This window comes from Gemmobacter nectariphilus DSM 15620 (assembly GCF_000429765.1).
GTDB classification, from domain to species: domain Bacteria; phylum Pseudomonadota; class Alphaproteobacteria; order Rhodobacterales; family Rhodobacteraceae; genus Wagnerdoeblera; species Wagnerdoeblera nectariphila.
This window is the reverse complement of the sequence record NZ_KE386949.1, coordinates 386,815-401,455: the sequence shown is the minus strand read 5'-3', so window position 1 is coordinate 401,455 and position 14,641 is coordinate 386,815. Positions and strand designations below refer to the sequence as shown.

The window sequence follows — 14,641 nt, the reverse complement described above, 5'->3', positions numbered from 1 at the left end:
GAAGGGCAGGCGCGCCCCTAGGCCACCGCCTTGGGCAAGGGTGTGGCTCCCCACCCCGGACCAGGGCAGCCGCCCGGCATCCTGCGGGATCGCCGGGCGGTTCCGTTTTCGGGGCAGGCGGCTGGACCGGGCCATCGGGCGCCGTGGCATCAGCTTTGGCCGTGCCGCCGGATCATCCGTTTCGCGGTGCTGTCAGCGCTGCGCGACCAGATCCACGGGCAGCCCGGCCCGCGACAGGCCTTCGCACAGATGGGCGCGCTGCGCGGGGCGGGCAAAGGGAAAGATGTTGACGAACCAGGCCACCGCCTCGGCATCGGTGGGCGGGGTGTCGGGCACCCAGGCCTCGCGGATGCGGATCAGGAATTCCTGCGCATCCTCGGCCCCGCGGGGATCGCCCAGCATGCCCAGGGCCGCGCATTTCCAGCCAAGGATATTGGTCTTGACCTCGCCCGAGCGGTCGGCCGAGGCGACGGCGCCCGCATAGTCGCGGGCCAGGAACCGCAGGTTGGAATCGAACCCCCAGAAGGTCCAGGGCGGCGAGGGGTGGCAATCGAACGCGGCCTTGCACAGGGCGGTTGCCTCGTCCATGCGGTCCAGAACCCCCATGCCATGCGCGGCAGACATGGCGATCGCAGGGTCGGCCGGGTTCAGCTCATGTCCGCGCAAAAAGCTGTGGCCGGCCTGTTCGAACCGCCCCGCCATCGCCAGCGACCAGCCCAGCGTTACATGGCAGCGCGGGTCCAGCGGGTCCAGCGCCACGGCCCGGCGCGCCAGCTGCATTGCCTTGCGCTCCAGCTCGGGCTTGCGATGGATGCCAGGATAGATCAGGTGGCGCGAGTTGTAGAGATCGGCCAGGTTGGCCAGAAGGGTCGGATGATCGGGCCAGGCGTGGATCGCTTCAAGGAACATCGTCTCGGCCCGGCTGTCGGCCATCGGATCCCACTGGTCCATCAACTGCTGGCCGCGCATCCACTTTTCCAGCGCGTTCAGGCTGTGCGGCTCGCGCAGGCGCAGCTGCGACAGGCGGGCTTGCGACAGATAGACATCCAGCGCGCCGCAAATGCCGCGCAGCACGGTTTCCTGGCTGGCCATGGTGCGGGCCGTGGTGATGTCGGCCACCTGCGTCCAGATCGTCGCGCCCTGCGGACCGGCGCCGGACAGAACGACCGACAGCGACAGGTCCGCGCCGCTGGGCAGGGGGGTCAGGCGCAGCACATGGCCCCCCGCTGGCAGCACCGGATCGCTGCCAGGCATGGCGGCGATCACCGTCCAGTGGCGAAACCGCGCCAGCATCCCGCGCAAGGACAGCCCGAAGGACCGGCAGGCCGCATCGGCCGCCGCATCGCCCGAAGGTTCCTCGACCACGGCGATCACGGTCACGCTGCCCTCGGTGACGGGCGCTGCGGGTGCGGTAGGGGGCACCTGAAGCGGGCGCGTCGCCTCGTCCTTCAGGGCGGCATACAGCGCTGCCGTTTCCGCATCGGGTTCGGCGTCATAGTCGGCCATCAGCCGGGTGCGAAAGGTTTCAAACTCGCGCAGCGCCCCGGCGCGGTCGCCCCTCGCCATGCGCAGCGCCATCAGCCCGCGCAGCGCGGGTTCATGCGCCGGGTCCAGTGCCAGCAGGGCCAGAGCCGCCTGTTCCTGCCGGTCGGCAGGCTGGCCGGGGGCCATCGCGGTTTCCAGCACGGTCTGCACGCGGCGGCGCAGCGTCTCGCGCAAGACCGCCAGCCAGGCGTCAAAGCCGGGATCAATACCGTCGAACCCGGCCAGCAGGCTTTCGTGCAGCATTGGACGCAACAGCGCCGGATCGGCCAGATCGCCGCGCGCCAGCCGGTCGGTCAGCCGCGTCACATCCAGATCGACCCCGGCGCGGTCCAGCGCCATGGTCAGCCGGTCGGCCCGCAGAACGGGGTCTGCCGCAGGCCCCAGCGCCTGGCGGATCAGCTTGAGGCATTGGCGCAGCGAGGCGCGGGCCTGATCTTCCCCCGCCTCGGCCCACAGCAGGCCGCACAGCCGATCGCGCCCCAGCGCCATGCCATCGGACAGCGCCAGCACCGCCAGCACCGCCCGCGCCTTGCGCGAGGCCAGTTGCACCGGCTGCCCGTCGGGCCCTGCAATCTCGCACCCGCCAAATAGCGACAGGCGCAGCAGTGCGCCGCCTGCGCTGGCCTGGCCCGGATCGCCCGCCATCTGCTGCCCCCTCGACTTGCTCCGTGATCCCCAAGCCCTCTGTTTGTGGGGCCGGGGCGGAAGTGTCCAGAGGAAACCTCACGGAAGCGCGAGGTCAGTGGCGTCACGCTTCCAGATTGCGCGGCGCAACAAAATCCAGCAGGGCGCCGGTGCCAAGGGTCACGTCCTGCCAGCGTTCCGCCTCGAAGGTGGCAACCATGGTGGCCCCGCTGGGAAAGCGGCGGAATTCCGGGTCGGCCGGCGCGCGGGCCAGCAGGCGTTCGGCGAATTCCGCAATGCCGGGATTGTGGCCCAGCATCATCACCACCGGCGCGGTCGCGCCGCGCAGCACCGCCAGCATCACATCGGGGCCGGCATGATACAGCGCGGATTTCAGCGTCGCCTCGGGCGCGCCCGGCAGATGGGGCGCGATGCGTTCCCATGTCTCGCGGGTGCGGGTGGCGTCCGAGCACAGCACCTCGCCCGGCACATCCCCGCGCGAGGCCAGCCAGCCCCCGACCAACCCGGCGGCGCGGATGCCCCGCGGGTTCAGTGGCCGGTCATGGTCGGCCATGGTGGGGTCATCCCAGCTGGATTTGGCGTGGCGGGTCAGAATCAGACGAAGGTTGCTCATTTATGAAACATGCTCATGTGATAGGCGGATTGTTCTGCCAGCCTGCCATAGCTTTGGGCAACTGGACAGGCCCGACGTACACGGCACCCTGCGGCAAGACAGTCGGCGCCATCGCGGTTCAGAAAGGCGTGGCAGGTGGGGACGTCATAGCCGGCCCCGGTCAGCGCGCCGACCGGGCAGGCGGTCAGGCAGGGTCGCGCGCAGGCATCACACGGGGTCGTCCCGGCAGGCGGCAGATCCAGCTGCTGTTTCAACGCCAGCGCGCCGCGATAGCTGACCATCAGCCCCGCGCGGTCATGCACCAGCAGGCGAACCGGGCTGGCCCAGGCGCGGCCGCTGGCCAGCGCCCAACGATAGAACGGGGCAAAGGGTGGTCCGCCAAAGGGAAAAACCGCCTTGGCGCCCAGATCGCAGGCGATCCGGCCAATGACCCGGCGCGACCAGCGATCGACCGGATCGGGCCGACCGTCCAGCCATTCCGGCTGTGCGGTCAGATGCGCCCAATAGCCGGGCTCGTCCGGGCCGATCAGCAGCAGCGTCCGGGTGCCCGGCGGCGCACCATCCTGCGCGCCAGGATGAAAGCCGCCGAACACGGCCAGCCGATGTTCGGCCAGCCGTGCGGCAATGTCGTCAAGGCTCATGCCTCGCGCGGTTTCACCCGCGGTTCGGTGGTGCGGATCATGCTGCCCGCGCCCTGGTCGGTGAACAGCTCCAGCAGGCAGGCATTCGGCACGCGTCCATCCAGAATGACCACCGCCCGCACGCCCTGATCCAGCGCGGCCAGCGCGGTTTCGGTCTTGGGGATCATGCCGCCTGCGATCACGCCTTCGTCCGTCATCTGGCGGACCTCTTCGGGGGTGAGCTGGGTCATCACCTCGCCCGCCGCGTTCTTGACGCCTGCAACGTCGGTCAACAGCAGCAGGCGATCGGCCTTCAGCGCCCCCGCAATCGCCCCGGCGGCGGTATCGCCATTGACGTTGAAGGTCTCGTTCTCGTTCATGCCGGTGGCGACCGGTGCGACAACCGGGATGATTCCGGCGCTGAACAGATCGCGCAGCACCTGCACGTTCATTTCCACCGGCTTGCCGACGAAACCCAGTTCCGGGTCGTCGGGTTCGCAGACCATCATGTCGTCATCCTTGCCCGACAGGCCGACGGCGCGCCCGCCCTCGTCCATGATGGCCTGCACGATGCGCTTGTTCACAAGGCCGGTCAGCACCATTTCCACCACCTCGACGGTGGCCTTGTCGGTCACGCGCTTGCCGCGCACGAATTCCGACTTGATGCCAAGGCGGGCCAGAAGATCATTGATCATCGGCCCGCCGCCATGCACGACAACCGGGTTCACGCCCACCTGCCGCATCAGCACGATATCACGGGCGAATTCGGCCATCGCGGCCTGATCGCCCATCGCGTTGCCGCCGAATTTCACCACCACGATGGCGCCGGCATAGCGTTGCAGATAGGGCAGCGCCTCGGACAAGGTCTTGGCGGTGGCGGCGGGGTCGCGCGTCATGGCAAGCTGCTTCTTCATGGGGCCTCCGTCTGGGGCGCGGTGGACAGATGCGGTTTTCGTAACGGCTTGCGGCCCGTATGCCAAGGGCAAGCGCCGCCCGGCATCTTGTCTTTTCCCCGCCGGGGCCTAGGTTGGACCCGATCAGCGGAGAGCATCATGGCCGAACAGAAAACCCTTGTCCTGACCGGCGCATCGCGCGGGATCGGTCATGCCACCGTCAAGCGTTTCTCGGCCGAAGGGTGGCGGGTTCTGACCTGCTCGCGCCAGCCGTTCGACCCCCGCTGCCCCTGGCCGGGCGGCGAGGAGAATCACATCCAGCTCGATCTGGTGGACCCCGAAAAGACCATTGCCGCGATCGAGACGATCAAGGCCAAGGTGGATGGCAAGGTCCATGCGCTGGTGAACAATGCCGGGATTTCCCCCAAGGGGCCGGGCGGCAGCCGCCTTGGCGCGCTGGATACCGACCTGCGCACCTGGGGGCAGGTGTTCCACGTCAACTTCTTCGCCTCGGTGGTGCTGGCGCGCGGGCTGAGGGATGAACTGTCGGCCGCCAAGGGATCGGTCGTCAACGTGACCTCGATCGCCGGCAGCCGGGTGCATCCCTTTGCCGGCGCCGCCTACGCCACCTCCAAGGCCGCGCTGGCCGCCCTGACCCGCGAGATGGCGCATGATTTCGGCCCCCTGGGCGTGCGGGTGAACGCCATCGCGCCGGGCGAGGTCGAAACATCCATCCTGTCACCGGGGACGGAGAAAATCGTCGAGGCCCTGCCGATGCGCCGTCTTGGCCAGCCACGCGAGGTGGCCGATGCGATCTGGTTCCTGTGCTCGGACCAATCCAGCTACATCTCGGGCGCCGAGATCGAGGTGAACGGGGCGCAGCATGTGTGAGGGCGTTTGGCAACGCGCGTGAGTTCGCGCTTGGCCGAACGACGGTTTTGCGGAACACTGCCTTGGCCGGCATCTGTCAAGCGGGCAGGCTGGCACGACCCTCTCGCACCCTGAGACGGAGAGAATTCGGATGGCGCAAGAACAGATCACCGTCGAGACCGCCGTAAATGCCCCGATCGAGAGGGTTTGGCAGGCTTACACCTCCCCCGAGGACATCAGAAAATGGAACTTCGCATCGGACGACTGGTGCTGTCCGAGTGCGAGCTGCGATCTTCGGGAGGGCGGCACGTTCTCGTTCCGGATGGAGGCGAAGGACGCAAGCATGGGCTTCGACTTCGAGGGCACCTATACGAAGATCGTGCCGAACCAGCGGATCGAATACGATTTTGGTGGCCGGCATGCGGTCGTCGAATTCGTGCCTCAGTCAGACGCTGTCATCGTCCGGGTGTCCTTTGATCCTGAAACCGAGCATCCGCTGGATCAACAGCGCGACGGGTGGCAGTCCATCCTGGATAACTTTGCCCGCCAAGCCCTGAAAGCGTCAGAGTAAGCGCCCGTCAGTTCTGCCCCCGGTCCCGGACCCGCATGGCGGGGGCATGGGGCCGCGCATCGTGAGCGGCGCTCAACCACGGCCAAGGTGCTGTCAGGGTCAGACTTGCGGTCCCCGGGCACATGGGCGCGTGCCGCGATTGCCATGGGACCCAAGCGGCGACGCTGTTTGCACAGCCCGCCATTGCTGCAGATCGCCCCTTATTCCTTGCCCCAATCCGCCCCCTGCATTTCCCGCAACCGGCTGGCCGTCCGCTCGAATTCGAACGCCCCGGTGCCCTCCATATAGAGCCGTTCGGGAATGTCGGCGGCCGAGGCAATCAGGCGGACCTTGGCCTCATAGAGCGCATCGACCAGCGTGACGAACCGCTTCGCCTCGTTGTAATTGGCAGCGGAGAGGCGGGGGATGTTTTCCAGGATCAGCACCCGCACGGCCTCGGCAATCGCCAGGAAATCGGCAGCACCGTTGGGGCGGCCGCACAGATCCCAGAAGCTGGCCCGCGCGACACCGTTCTGCACCTGCTCCAGCACCAGATCGCGGCCGTTGACCACCAGCTTCACGGGCGCGCCCTTGCCGCCGCCGGTCAGGTCGTCCCACATCGTGGCAATCGCCGCGCCGGCCGCAGCATCGGCAGGCGAGAAATAGACCTGCGCGCCCTCCAGCCGGTGCTGACGGTAATCGTTCGGGCTTTCGAGATGGTGGATTTCCATCCGCTGCTTGAGGAAGTCGATGAAGGGCAAAAACAGCGCCCGGTTCAACCCGTTCTTGTAGAGATCCTCGGGCGGGCGGTTCGAGGTGGTGACGATGACCACCCCGGCATCCATCAGCATCTGGAACAGCCGCCCCACGATCATCGCATCGGTGATGTCGGTGATCTGCATCTCGTCAAAGGCCAGCAGGCGCAGATCCTTGGCGACGGCGGCAGCAACCGGGGCCAGCGCGTCATCCACCCCCGTCTTGCGCGCGGCGTGCATCCCGTGGTGGATTTCCTGCATGAAGGCATGGAAGTGCACCCGCCGCTTGGCGGTGATGGCGGTGTTTTTGGTGAACAGGTCCATCAGCATGGATTTGCCGCGCCCGACGCCTCCCCACAGATAGAGGCCCTTGGGGGGCGCTGGCGGCTTGCGGAACAGCCCGCCCAGCAGGCCCTTGGGCCGCGCGTCGGTTGTCTCCAGCCAGTGGCGCAGGTCTTCCAGCCGGGGCAACACCGCATGTTGCGCAGGATCGGGGCGCAGGGTGCCATCGGCGACGCGGGCATCGTAGATCTGGGGCAGGGTGCTCATGCCCATCGCTTAGCGCGCAAGGCCGGAAAGGAAAAGGGGCCGCCCGTGGAACGGACGACCCCTTGCCGGGCGTGCTGGCGCAGGATCAGCGGAAGGCGCAGCCTTCCTTGATGCCAAGCAGCTTGAACACGATGGCCGCCGGGCAGAACCCGGTGAACGAGGACTGGACCATGTTGAACCCGGCAAAGGCGGTCAGCAGGAACCAGTAGGGCGAGACGAAATAGCCAAGGCTTACGCTGATCAGGACAACGAAACCGGCAAACATCAGGACGGCGCGATCGAGGGTCATGGCAAATCCGAAAGTTGGGGCAGGCCCGGTGCCTGCCGATCCCGGTCAACATACGCGTTCCTGCATTCAAATTCAAGTGTTGGAATGTGATGTTCGGCGCGTCCCGGTCACCACCTTGGCGCCTCATCGTTGGCAGGGCATCCGCCAGTGTGCCTTTGATGGGGCCGAGGCGCGTGTGGCGCGTGCGGATTTGGGTATTTGGAAAAAGGCAAAGCAGCAAAGCGCGGCGCCTGGTAACTTACCCTTAACCAACAGCTGCTAGACCGGGCATGCGGTACAGGCTGGGGAGCCGATGACCGCAAAAGGCAAAGTCGCCCCGGTCGCACGGCTTGCAGTGTCTCCCGTGCGGGCGGGGCGCGTTTTTGCTTTGCCTTTTTCCAAATACCCCCGCCGGAGGCTCCCGCAGCCTGCCACGGGCGCGCGGGTTACACGGCAAGCCGGCGTTGCCACGCTACTTTTCCCGCAGCGCCTCGCGCGATTTGTAAAGCGGCTTGGTCAGGTAGTGCAGGACAGTCTTGGACCCGGTGTGCAGCTCGACCGTCGCCTGCATGCCGGGGCGAATCTCCAGCGCGCTTTGGCGTTCGGTCAGGTGCTTCATGTCGACCGAGACGGTGACGCGGTAATAGGTCTGGTCGTCACGCGCGCGTTCGTCCTTGAAGGTGTCGGCCGAGACGAAGGTCACCTCGCCATGCATGGCGCCGTAGATGGTGTAATCGTAAGCCGACAGCTTGATCGTGGCCTTTTGTCCTGGCTTGACGTTCGCGATGTCCTGCGGCTTGACGCGGGCCTCGATGAACAGCTCTTCGTCCAGCGGGATGATCTGCAAGATCTCCTCGCCCGGCCGCACGACGCCGCCGATGGTGGTGACGGAAAGGTTGTTGACGATCCCCTTCATGGGCGAGGTCAGGACCGTGCGGTCCAGCTGGTCCTGCGCGGCCTTCAGCGTCTGGCGCAATGAGGCGAGTTCCTTGAGCGTGTCCGACAGTTCCCTTGCGCGGTCCAGCCGGGTCTGGGTGATCGTCTCCTGGTGGCGGTTCTCGGCATCGGAATGGGCCTTGCGCGCGCGTGTCACCTCGATCAGCGAGACGACCTCTTTCTTGTAGAGGTCTTCCAGCAGGCTGCGTTCCTTGGCGGCCTGATCCAGCACTTTTTTCGCCCCGTCGCGGCGGCTTTGGTAATCGGCCTGCCGGGCGGCCAGCAGCGCGCGTTCCGACGCGATGATCGCGGGGACGCGGCGTTGCAGGCTGGGGGGCACGTCAAAGCTGCGCTGGCCCTCGATCTCGGCCTCGAGGCGCAGGCGCCGCACTTCCAGCGTGTCGATCTGCGCGGTCAGATCATCGACCTGGCTTTGAAACTGGGTGCCGTAGAGGCGGGCCAGAACATCGCCGGGGTTCACCACATCGCCTTGGCGGACCATCAGTTCGGCCAGGATCCCGCCTTCGAGGTTCTGGATGATCTGCGGGCGCGAGGTCGGGATGATCTCGCCGGTGCCGCGGACGATCTCGTCCACGGTGGCAAAGGCGGCCCAGCCGATGAAAAGCGCGACGGTGGCGGCCACCAGCCGGATGGTCAGGCTGGGCATCCGCGAGCGGTCTTCGAGATCCTGTTCGAAAATGGCGGTCATCCGGCGCGCACCTCGGTTTGCGGGCGGGGGGCGTTGCCCTTGCCGTTCATCAGGTGGGTCAGCACCGCCTCGCGCGGGCCATCGACCGACAGCTTGCCGTTTTGCAAGATCAGCACCCGGTCGGTCAGCGCAAGGATCGGCACGCGGTGGGTGGCGATCACGGCCGTTCGCCCCTCCAGCCACTGGCCAAGGCGCGAGACGATGGTGGCCTCGAGCGTCTGGTCCAGCGCTGCGGTGGGTTCGTCCAGCAAGACGACCCGGGGGTCTTGCAGCCAGATGCGCGCCCAGCCGATGCTTTGGCGCTGGCCGACCGACAGCCCTTCGCCGCCATCGCGGATTTCCATGTCGAGGCCCTTGGGATGGCCTTTGACAAAGGGCGCCAGCCCCGCGAATTCCAGCGCGGCAAACAGGCGGGTATCGTCGCGTTCCAGCTGGCTCAGGTTCAGGTTGTCGCGCAGGGTGCCGGCGAACAGCCGCACCTCTTGACCCAGATAGCCGACAGATCGGCGCAGATCGCGCGGGTGAAGCTGGGACATTTCCACCCCGTCCAGCATCAGCCGCCCTTCGGTTGGCGCGTAAAGCCCCGCCAGCAGCCGCAGCAGGGTCGATTTGCCCGATCCGTTCGGGCCCAGCACCGCGATGCGCTGGCCTGCGGTGATCGCCAGGGCCGGAATGTCGATGGTGGCGCTGCCGTCCTTGTCATAGCGGAAGGCGATGTTCTTCAGCTCCCACGCGCCGCCGATACGCTCGCGGCGCAGGTAGCTGCGGTCGTCTGCCTCGACCTGTTCGGCGCTGGCGATGGTTTCCAGACCCTCCAGCGCGGTCTTGACATTGGACCAGCGGGCGAAGGTGGCCGACAGCTGCGACAGCGGCGCCAGGGTGCGGCCGGTCAGGATGCCGATCGCGATGATGCTGCCCACGGTATATTCGCCGGCAAAGACCATATAGGCGCCGATCACCACCGTGGTGATATAGGTCGCCTGCTGGACCCCTTGCGCCCAGTGGGTCAGCCGGGCGGCCAGCCGCCGCTGATCCGAGGATTTGAGCGAGGTCAGCGCCGACAGTTCCGCCCACAGGCGGCGCACCCGGGCCTCGCCCCGCTGGGTGCGGACGGTTTCGGCCTCGAAGATCGCCTCGTGCAGCAGGCGGGCGGCGCGGGCGCCGGCGCCGTGGGTTTCCTGCGTCAGCTGCACCATGCGCCGTTGCGCCAGAAAGCCGGGGATCACCATCAGAATGCCGCCCAGCACGACAACCGCGACAATCGGCCCGCCGATCGACCAGATCAGCGCCAGGAACAGGACCAGGAAGGGCAGATCCGCCACCGTTCCCACCGTCGAGGCCGTGAAGAATTCGCGCACCGATCCGAATTCGCGCATCGACTGGAACAGCGAGGATGGGCTTGCGCCGCCCGGCTCGCGCTTCATGCCCAGCAGGCGGTCCATCAGCCGGGTCTGGATCGACAGCTCGATCCGCCGCCCGGCGGTGTCCATCAGCCGTGCGCGGGCCAGTTTCAGCGAGGCTTCCATCACCAGCGCCAGCCCCGCGCCGATGGCCAGCACCCACAGCGTGGCCTGCGACTGGTGCGGGATCACCCGGTCATAGACCTGCAGCGAGAACAGCGCGATGCCGACGGCCAGCAGATTGGCGACAAAGGATCCCAGCGCCACCTCGGCAAAGGCGCGCTTGTGATGGCGGAATTCGCCCCAGAACCAGTGCGGGGGCTTGCCGGTGCCTGCGTGTGTCCTGGTCAGCTGGCTGACGGTCGGGCGCGCGCGCAGCAGGCTGCCGGCAAACACCGGGGCAAAATCGGCAACCGGAACCTCGGCCCGCAGGTCGGTCTGGGTGGGGTCATAGATCGTCAGGGTGTCACGGTCCTGCGCCAGCACCAGCACCAGCTGCCCGTTGGTCATCTGCGCCAGCGCGGGCCACAGCGCGGCATCGGGGGCGCGGACGGTCTGCACCCCGGCGGCCAGCCCATAGGGCCGCAGCGCGGCGGCCAGTTCCGCCAGCCCGACCGGCGTGTCGCCATGATCGCGGGTCAGGGATTCGGTCAGCTCGGCCAGCGGCACATCGCAGCCCAGCCATCCGGCATAGACCGCCAGCAGCTCTGCCCGCGCCCTGGTGCGCGAGATGCGCGGGGCCGGGGGCTGGACGGGTTGCGGGGCAGGTGGCGCTTGCAGGCTGTCCAGCGGTTCGGGCGGTGCCGGGGCGCGCTGGATACGGGCGGTGCCGCGCGCCAGCGGGGTCATCAGGGTTTGCCCGGCGCGGCGGCCGGCTTCCATGTCGAACGGAATGATCTTGTTCGTCATATGCCTGCCCCATCTGCCAGAACGCCCAGATCGCGTGCGATCTCCAGCCGGGCGCGGGCACGTTCGTGCCGCATGTTGACCAGATCGCGTTCCATCGCCGCGAGGTTCTCGTGCTGGGTCACCAGATCCATCAGCGGGCGGACCCCGGCCTTGTATTGTTCCTCGAACCGCTTGAGGTTTGCCCGCATCTGGCGCGCGACATCGGCCTGCGCCGCTTCCTGCCGGTCCAGATTGGCGATCTTCAGCTCCAGCGCCTGCTTGTTGCGGGCAGCGTCCCGTGCGGCCTGGGCGACCCGCGCCGTCGCCGCGTCGGCCCCGGCGGTCACAGCCTCGAGCGCGGCCTTGTTGCCAAGGCCAAGACCGTTCTCGATCCCGCCTGAAACGCCGATGCCGCCCTTGCCGATATTGATGCTGGCGCCCAGCCCCGGCAGATAGTCGGCGCGGCCGACCTTCAGTTCGGCCAAGGTGCGTTCCTTCTGCGCCTCGGCCAGATGCACGGCCAGGGGCGTCACGCCCGGCATGGCGCCCGGCAGGTCCGTCAGCCCGGCCGATGCCGAAACCGGCGCCTGCGCCATGGCGTCCAGTTCCGATGCGGCCAGCATTTCGGCATCGCGGTCGGCCTGCAAGGTCGCCTGCATCTCGTTCAGTTTCTGCTTCAGAACCGTCTGTTCCGACATGTTCGACACGCCGCCCCGCACGCGCAGCGCCATGATGCGGTCGAACTCGGCCAGCCGGGCCAGCGCATCGCGGGCAACACCCGCGCGGGCCCGCGCGGCTTCGGCATCGACATAGAGGCTGAGCGCCTGATAGACGCGCTTGTTGGCATCGACCGACAGGTTGACCGCCGCCACCTCGACATCGGCAACGGCATATTCGCGTTCCGCCTTGCGGCGGCCGAAATCGAACAGCGTCTGGTTCAGCAGCAAGGATGTGGCGACCGAACTCAGCGAGGTCAGGCTGACCGACGGACCCAGCGAGGGCAACCAGTTGCGCGCGCGCGCCTCGGCGGTCAGCTTCTTGACGCGCAGATCGGCGCGCGCGGTGCCGGCATCGGCCGCCAGCACCGCGCGGGCGATGCGGTCATAGCCCGATCCGGGGGGAATGACGCTGTGCCGCGCAGCCAGATCGGCAATCACCGCCGAGCCGTCGACCTTGCGTTCGGGGCGGGCGGCCAGCGCGTCCTGCCCCGGGGATTGCGGGGATTTCGAGACCGCACCGCGGATCAGGCCGCCATTGCAGCCCGCAAGAGCCAGCGCCAGAACCGCCGCAGATACACCCCGTGTCAGGGCGCGGTATGTCGTATCGACCATGGCCACGATCCCCTTTCCCGATCCATCACATGGAAAGCACCGGCAGGGCGGGCGGCCCTGCCGGTCAGACCCCGTCAGATGACAGAGGTATGGACGTTGACGTCCTCGCCCACGATCAGCGTCGCGCCTGCGTCGCCCAGCGTGTAGACGTGGTAGGTGTGGCCCTCGATCTGGACGTTCTCGCCGGTCGCCTGGGCGCCGATCGCGGTGACGGTGTCCTGCGCGTCGCCATGCACCACCAGCGCATCGGTGCTGCCTGACAGATCGCGCAGCTGCGCCTCGGTGATCACGAGGTTCGCCTCGGGGGCAAAGTTCAGGTCGATCTCGGCAATCTGGAAGCCGTTCAGATCCATCCGCGACAGGTCCAGCTGGGTCGATCCGTCATCGCCCAGCACGACCAGCGTGTCTGTGCGGTTGCCCGCATCGTCCATGCTGCCGATCACCAGCGCGCTGCCATCGGGCAGGGGCGCGTCGAAAAAGTGCATCTGGCCGGCCAGCGGGTGTTCGCACCCGGTCGTGTCCAGCGAGGCATGGCTGCCATCCGCGCCGATCAGGCTGATCTCCAGATCGCCCTCGCCGCCCATGGTGCCAACGCCCAGCACCCCGTCCGCCCCATGCAGCGCGCCCGAGACATGGGCGGCTTCGGGGCCGATGCTGTCGACGGTGATCATCGCCGTCTCGATCCGCACATTGCCGGCCGCATCTTCCGCCCGCACCGTGACGGCCGAGGTGAACGCGCCGCCCTCGATCTCGCCGGGGCCGAAGGTCACGCTCCAGCTGCCATCGGCGGCGACGGTCGCTGCACGGCGCACGCCCTCGAAATGCACCTCGACCAAGGTGGCGCCGGCTTCGGTCTTGCCGGTCAGGATGAACCCGCCCAGCAGTTCCGCCGCATTGACCACACCATCGCCCGTCACGGTATCGGCGTGGATCTCTGCCGTGTTGACCAGCGTATCCACCCGGAACTCGTGCACGTCGCGCACTTCGACACCGTTCGCGCCCTTGGCGGTCGCGATCAGCGTGGCGCCGTATTCGCCGTCGGGCAGCAGGTCCTTGGCCAGCCGGGCCGACCAGACGCCCGCCGCATTCGCGGTGGTCGTGGCCTCGAGCGTCTCGCCGCCTTCAAGGTGCAGCACCAGGCTGACGGTGGCCCCCGCCATGGCAGAGCCGCTCAGCGTGACGCCGGCCTGGTCCTCGACCGCGTTGACCGTGTTGTCGGCGGTCACCGGGTCGATGGCGATATGGGCGCAGCCGCAGCCGTGGGCGTCGATCACCACCGCGTCATGGGTGGTGACCGCGTTGCCAAAGGCATCCTCGGCGGTCACGGTGATCGGCTGTTCATAATCGCCTTGCGGGAAGGTGGCGGGCGGGAAGGTGACGTCCCAGTGCCCGTCCGCCCCGGCCCAGACCGTCGCCGTCGCCCCCGGCACCCCGTCGATGGTGACGGTGATCCTGGCGCCCGGCTCGGAGGTGCCGCCGATTTCGACGCCATCGGCGCGGTCGGCGCTGTCGAACACATGGCCGACGCTTTCGGTGCCTTCGGTCAGGTCCAGATCCGGCGGGGTCACGTCGATGATCGCCCGCGGCCCGGCCAGATGCGTGACCTCGCCCGAGGGTTCGGTGACCGTGACCGAGGCGCGCCAGGTGCCATCCGCAGGCAGCGTGCTGCCTTCGAAATCGACTTCCCAGCGGCCATTGGTCCCGGCCGTCGCCGCAACGGCCTTGCCGCCCAGCACCACGACCACCGCAGAGCCCGCCGGCGCCCAGCCGGTCACACCGATGCGCTGAACCGCATCATTGCCGGTGATCAGCCAGGTCGACCCCGCATTGTCGACCGAAGGGTCCACATCCGCCACCGGGCAGGTCGGCTCGGTCGGGCAGGTGGGTTCCGTCGGATGCGTGGGCTCCGTCGGCTCGGTCGGGGTCGTCGGGCAGGTGGGCTCGGTCGGTGTTGTTGGCTCCGTCGGTTCGGTCGGAGTTGTGGGTTCGGTCGGCTCCGTCGGATGGGTCGGACACGTCGGGTCAGTCGGCTCCGTGGGTTCGGTCGGAGTCGTCGGGTCAGTCGGCTC

General features: G+C 67.7%; 12 protein-coding genes. 2 read left to right on the top strand and 10 right to left on the bottom strand.

What is annotated here, in order from left to right; translation table 11 throughout:
• Nucleotides 1-192 precede the first annotated feature (192 nt).
• The 4 genes from G481_RS0120640 to argB form a co-directional block, all read right to left on the bottom strand.
• The gene (locus G481_RS0120640; RefSeq protein ID WP_028031686.1) at nt 193-2,190 is read right to left on the bottom strand and encodes an AfsR/SARP family transcriptional regulator; all 1,998 of its coding nucleotides are present in this window, start codon (nt 2,188-2,190) and stop codon (nt 193-195) included.
• Between the two features lie 103 nt (nt 2,191-2,293).
• Nucleotides 2,294-2,803 carry a SixA phosphatase family protein gene (locus tag G481_RS0120635; RefSeq protein ID WP_028031685.1) on the bottom strand — a complete coding sequence of 170 codons (510 nt, stop codon included), beginning with the start codon at nt 2,801-2,803 and terminating at the stop codon, nt 2,294-2,296.
• Nucleotides 2,800-3,444: a hypothetical protein gene (locus G481_RS0120630; RefSeq protein ID WP_028031684.1), complete on the bottom strand. Its 645-nt coding sequence runs from the start codon at nt 3,442-3,444 to the stop codon at nt 2,800-2,802. Before G481_RS0120630 ends, G481_RS0120635 begins: the two co-directional genes overlap by 4 nt.
• Entirely contained in the window at nt 3,441-4,319 is an 879-nt protein-coding gene (argB, locus tag G481_RS0120625; RefSeq protein ID WP_028031683.1) for an acetylglutamate kinase, read from the bottom strand. Before argB ends, G481_RS0120630 begins: the two co-directional genes overlap by 4 nt.
• A gap of 156 nt (nt 4,320-4,475) precedes the next feature.
• Here argB and G481_RS0120620 point away from each other — a divergent pair, with 156 nt between their 5' ends.
• Together G481_RS0120620 and G481_RS0120615 are read left to right on the top strand one after the other, a co-directional pair.
• Nucleotides 4,476-5,207: an SDR family oxidoreductase gene (locus tag G481_RS0120620; protein ID WP_028031682.1), complete on the top strand. Its 732-nt coding sequence runs from the start codon at nt 4,476-4,478 to the stop codon at nt 5,205-5,207.
• A 130-nt stretch (nt 5,208-5,337) separates the two neighbouring features.
• Nucleotides 5,338-5,757, top strand: coding sequence for an SRPBCC family protein (locus G481_RS0120615; protein WP_028031681.1), 420 nt, complete (start codon nt 5,338-5,340; stop codon nt 5,755-5,757).
• Nucleotides 5,758-5,957: 200 nt separating this feature from the next.
• On the opposite strand, the gene zapE is transcribed toward G481_RS0120615, so the two are convergent.
• The 6 genes from zapE to G481_RS0120585 form a co-directional block, all read right to left on the bottom strand.
• On the bottom strand, nt 5,958-7,040 hold the full coding sequence (gene zapE, locus G481_RS0120610) for a cell division protein ZapE (protein WP_028031680.1): 1,083 nt from the start codon (nt 7,038-7,040) through the stop codon (nt 5,958-5,960).
• Nucleotides 7,041-7,125: 85 nt separating this feature from the next.
• Nucleotides 7,126-7,329, bottom strand: coding sequence for a YgaP family membrane protein (locus tag G481_RS0120605; protein ID WP_028031679.1), 204 nt, complete (start codon nt 7,327-7,329; stop codon nt 7,126-7,128).
• A gap of 451 nt (nt 7,330-7,780) precedes the next feature.
• The gene (locus tag G481_RS0120600) at nt 7,781-8,953 is read right to left on the bottom strand and encodes an HlyD family type I secretion periplasmic adaptor subunit (RefSeq protein WP_035026871.1); all 1,173 of its coding nucleotides are present in this window, start codon (nt 8,951-8,953) and stop codon (nt 7,781-7,783) included.
• Complete coding sequence (locus G481_RS24765) at nt 8,950-11,262, bottom strand: ATP-binding cassette domain-containing protein (RefSeq protein WP_051294679.1); 2,313 nt, start codon at nt 11,260-11,262, stop codon at nt 8,950-8,952. Before G481_RS24765 ends, G481_RS0120600 begins: the two co-directional genes overlap by 4 nt.
• Entirely contained in the window at nt 11,259-12,572 is a 1,314-nt protein-coding gene (locus G481_RS0120590; protein WP_051294678.1) for a TolC family protein, read from the bottom strand. Before G481_RS0120590 ends, G481_RS24765 begins: the two co-directional genes overlap by 4 nt.
• Nucleotides 12,573-12,646: 74 nt before the next feature.
• The coding region (locus G481_RS0120585; protein ID WP_161630552.1) for an Ig-like domain-containing protein at nt 12,647-14,641 on the bottom strand (1,995 nt) is incomplete at its 5' end.

Coding starts and splice junctions, on each gene's coding strand:
- G481_RS0120640 (WP_028031686.1), bottom strand. CDS start 2,190: ATGGCGGGCGATCCGGGCCAGGCCAGCGCAGGCGGCGCACTGCTGCGC.
- G481_RS0120635 (WP_028031685.1), bottom strand. CDS start 2,803: ATGAGCAACCTTCGTCTGATTCTGACCCGCCACGCCAAATCCAGCTGG.
- G481_RS0120630 (WP_028031684.1), bottom strand. CDS start 3,444: ATGAGCCTTGACGACATTGCCGCACGGCTGGCCGAACATCGGCTGGCC.
- argB (WP_028031683.1), bottom strand. CDS start 4,319: ATGACGCGCGACCCCGCCGCCACCGCCAAGACCTTGTCCGAGGCGCTG.
- G481_RS0120620 (WP_028031682.1), top strand. CDS start 4,476: ATGGCCGAACAGAAAACCCTTGTCCTGACCGGCGCATCGCGCGGGATC.
- G481_RS0120615 (WP_028031681.1), top strand. CDS start 5,338: ATGGCGCAAGAACAGATCACCGTCGAGACCGCCGTAAATGCCCCGATC.
- zapE (WP_028031680.1), bottom strand. CDS start 7,040: ATGAGCACCCTGCCCCAGATCTACGATGCCCGCGTCGCCGATGGCACC.
- G481_RS0120605 (WP_028031679.1), bottom strand. CDS start 7,329: ATGACCCTCGATCGCGCCGTCCTGATGTTTGCCGGTTTCGTTGTCCTG.
- G481_RS0120600 (WP_035026871.1), bottom strand. CDS start 8,953: ATGACCGCCATTTTCGAACAGGATCTCGAAGACCGCTCGCGGATGCCC.
- G481_RS24765 (WP_051294679.1), bottom strand. CDS start 11,262: ATGACGAACAAGATCATTCCGTTCGACATGGAAGCCGGCCGCCGCGCC.
- G481_RS0120590 (WP_051294678.1), bottom strand. CDS start 12,572: ATGGTCGATACGACATACCGCGCCCTGACACGGGGTGTATCTGCGGCG.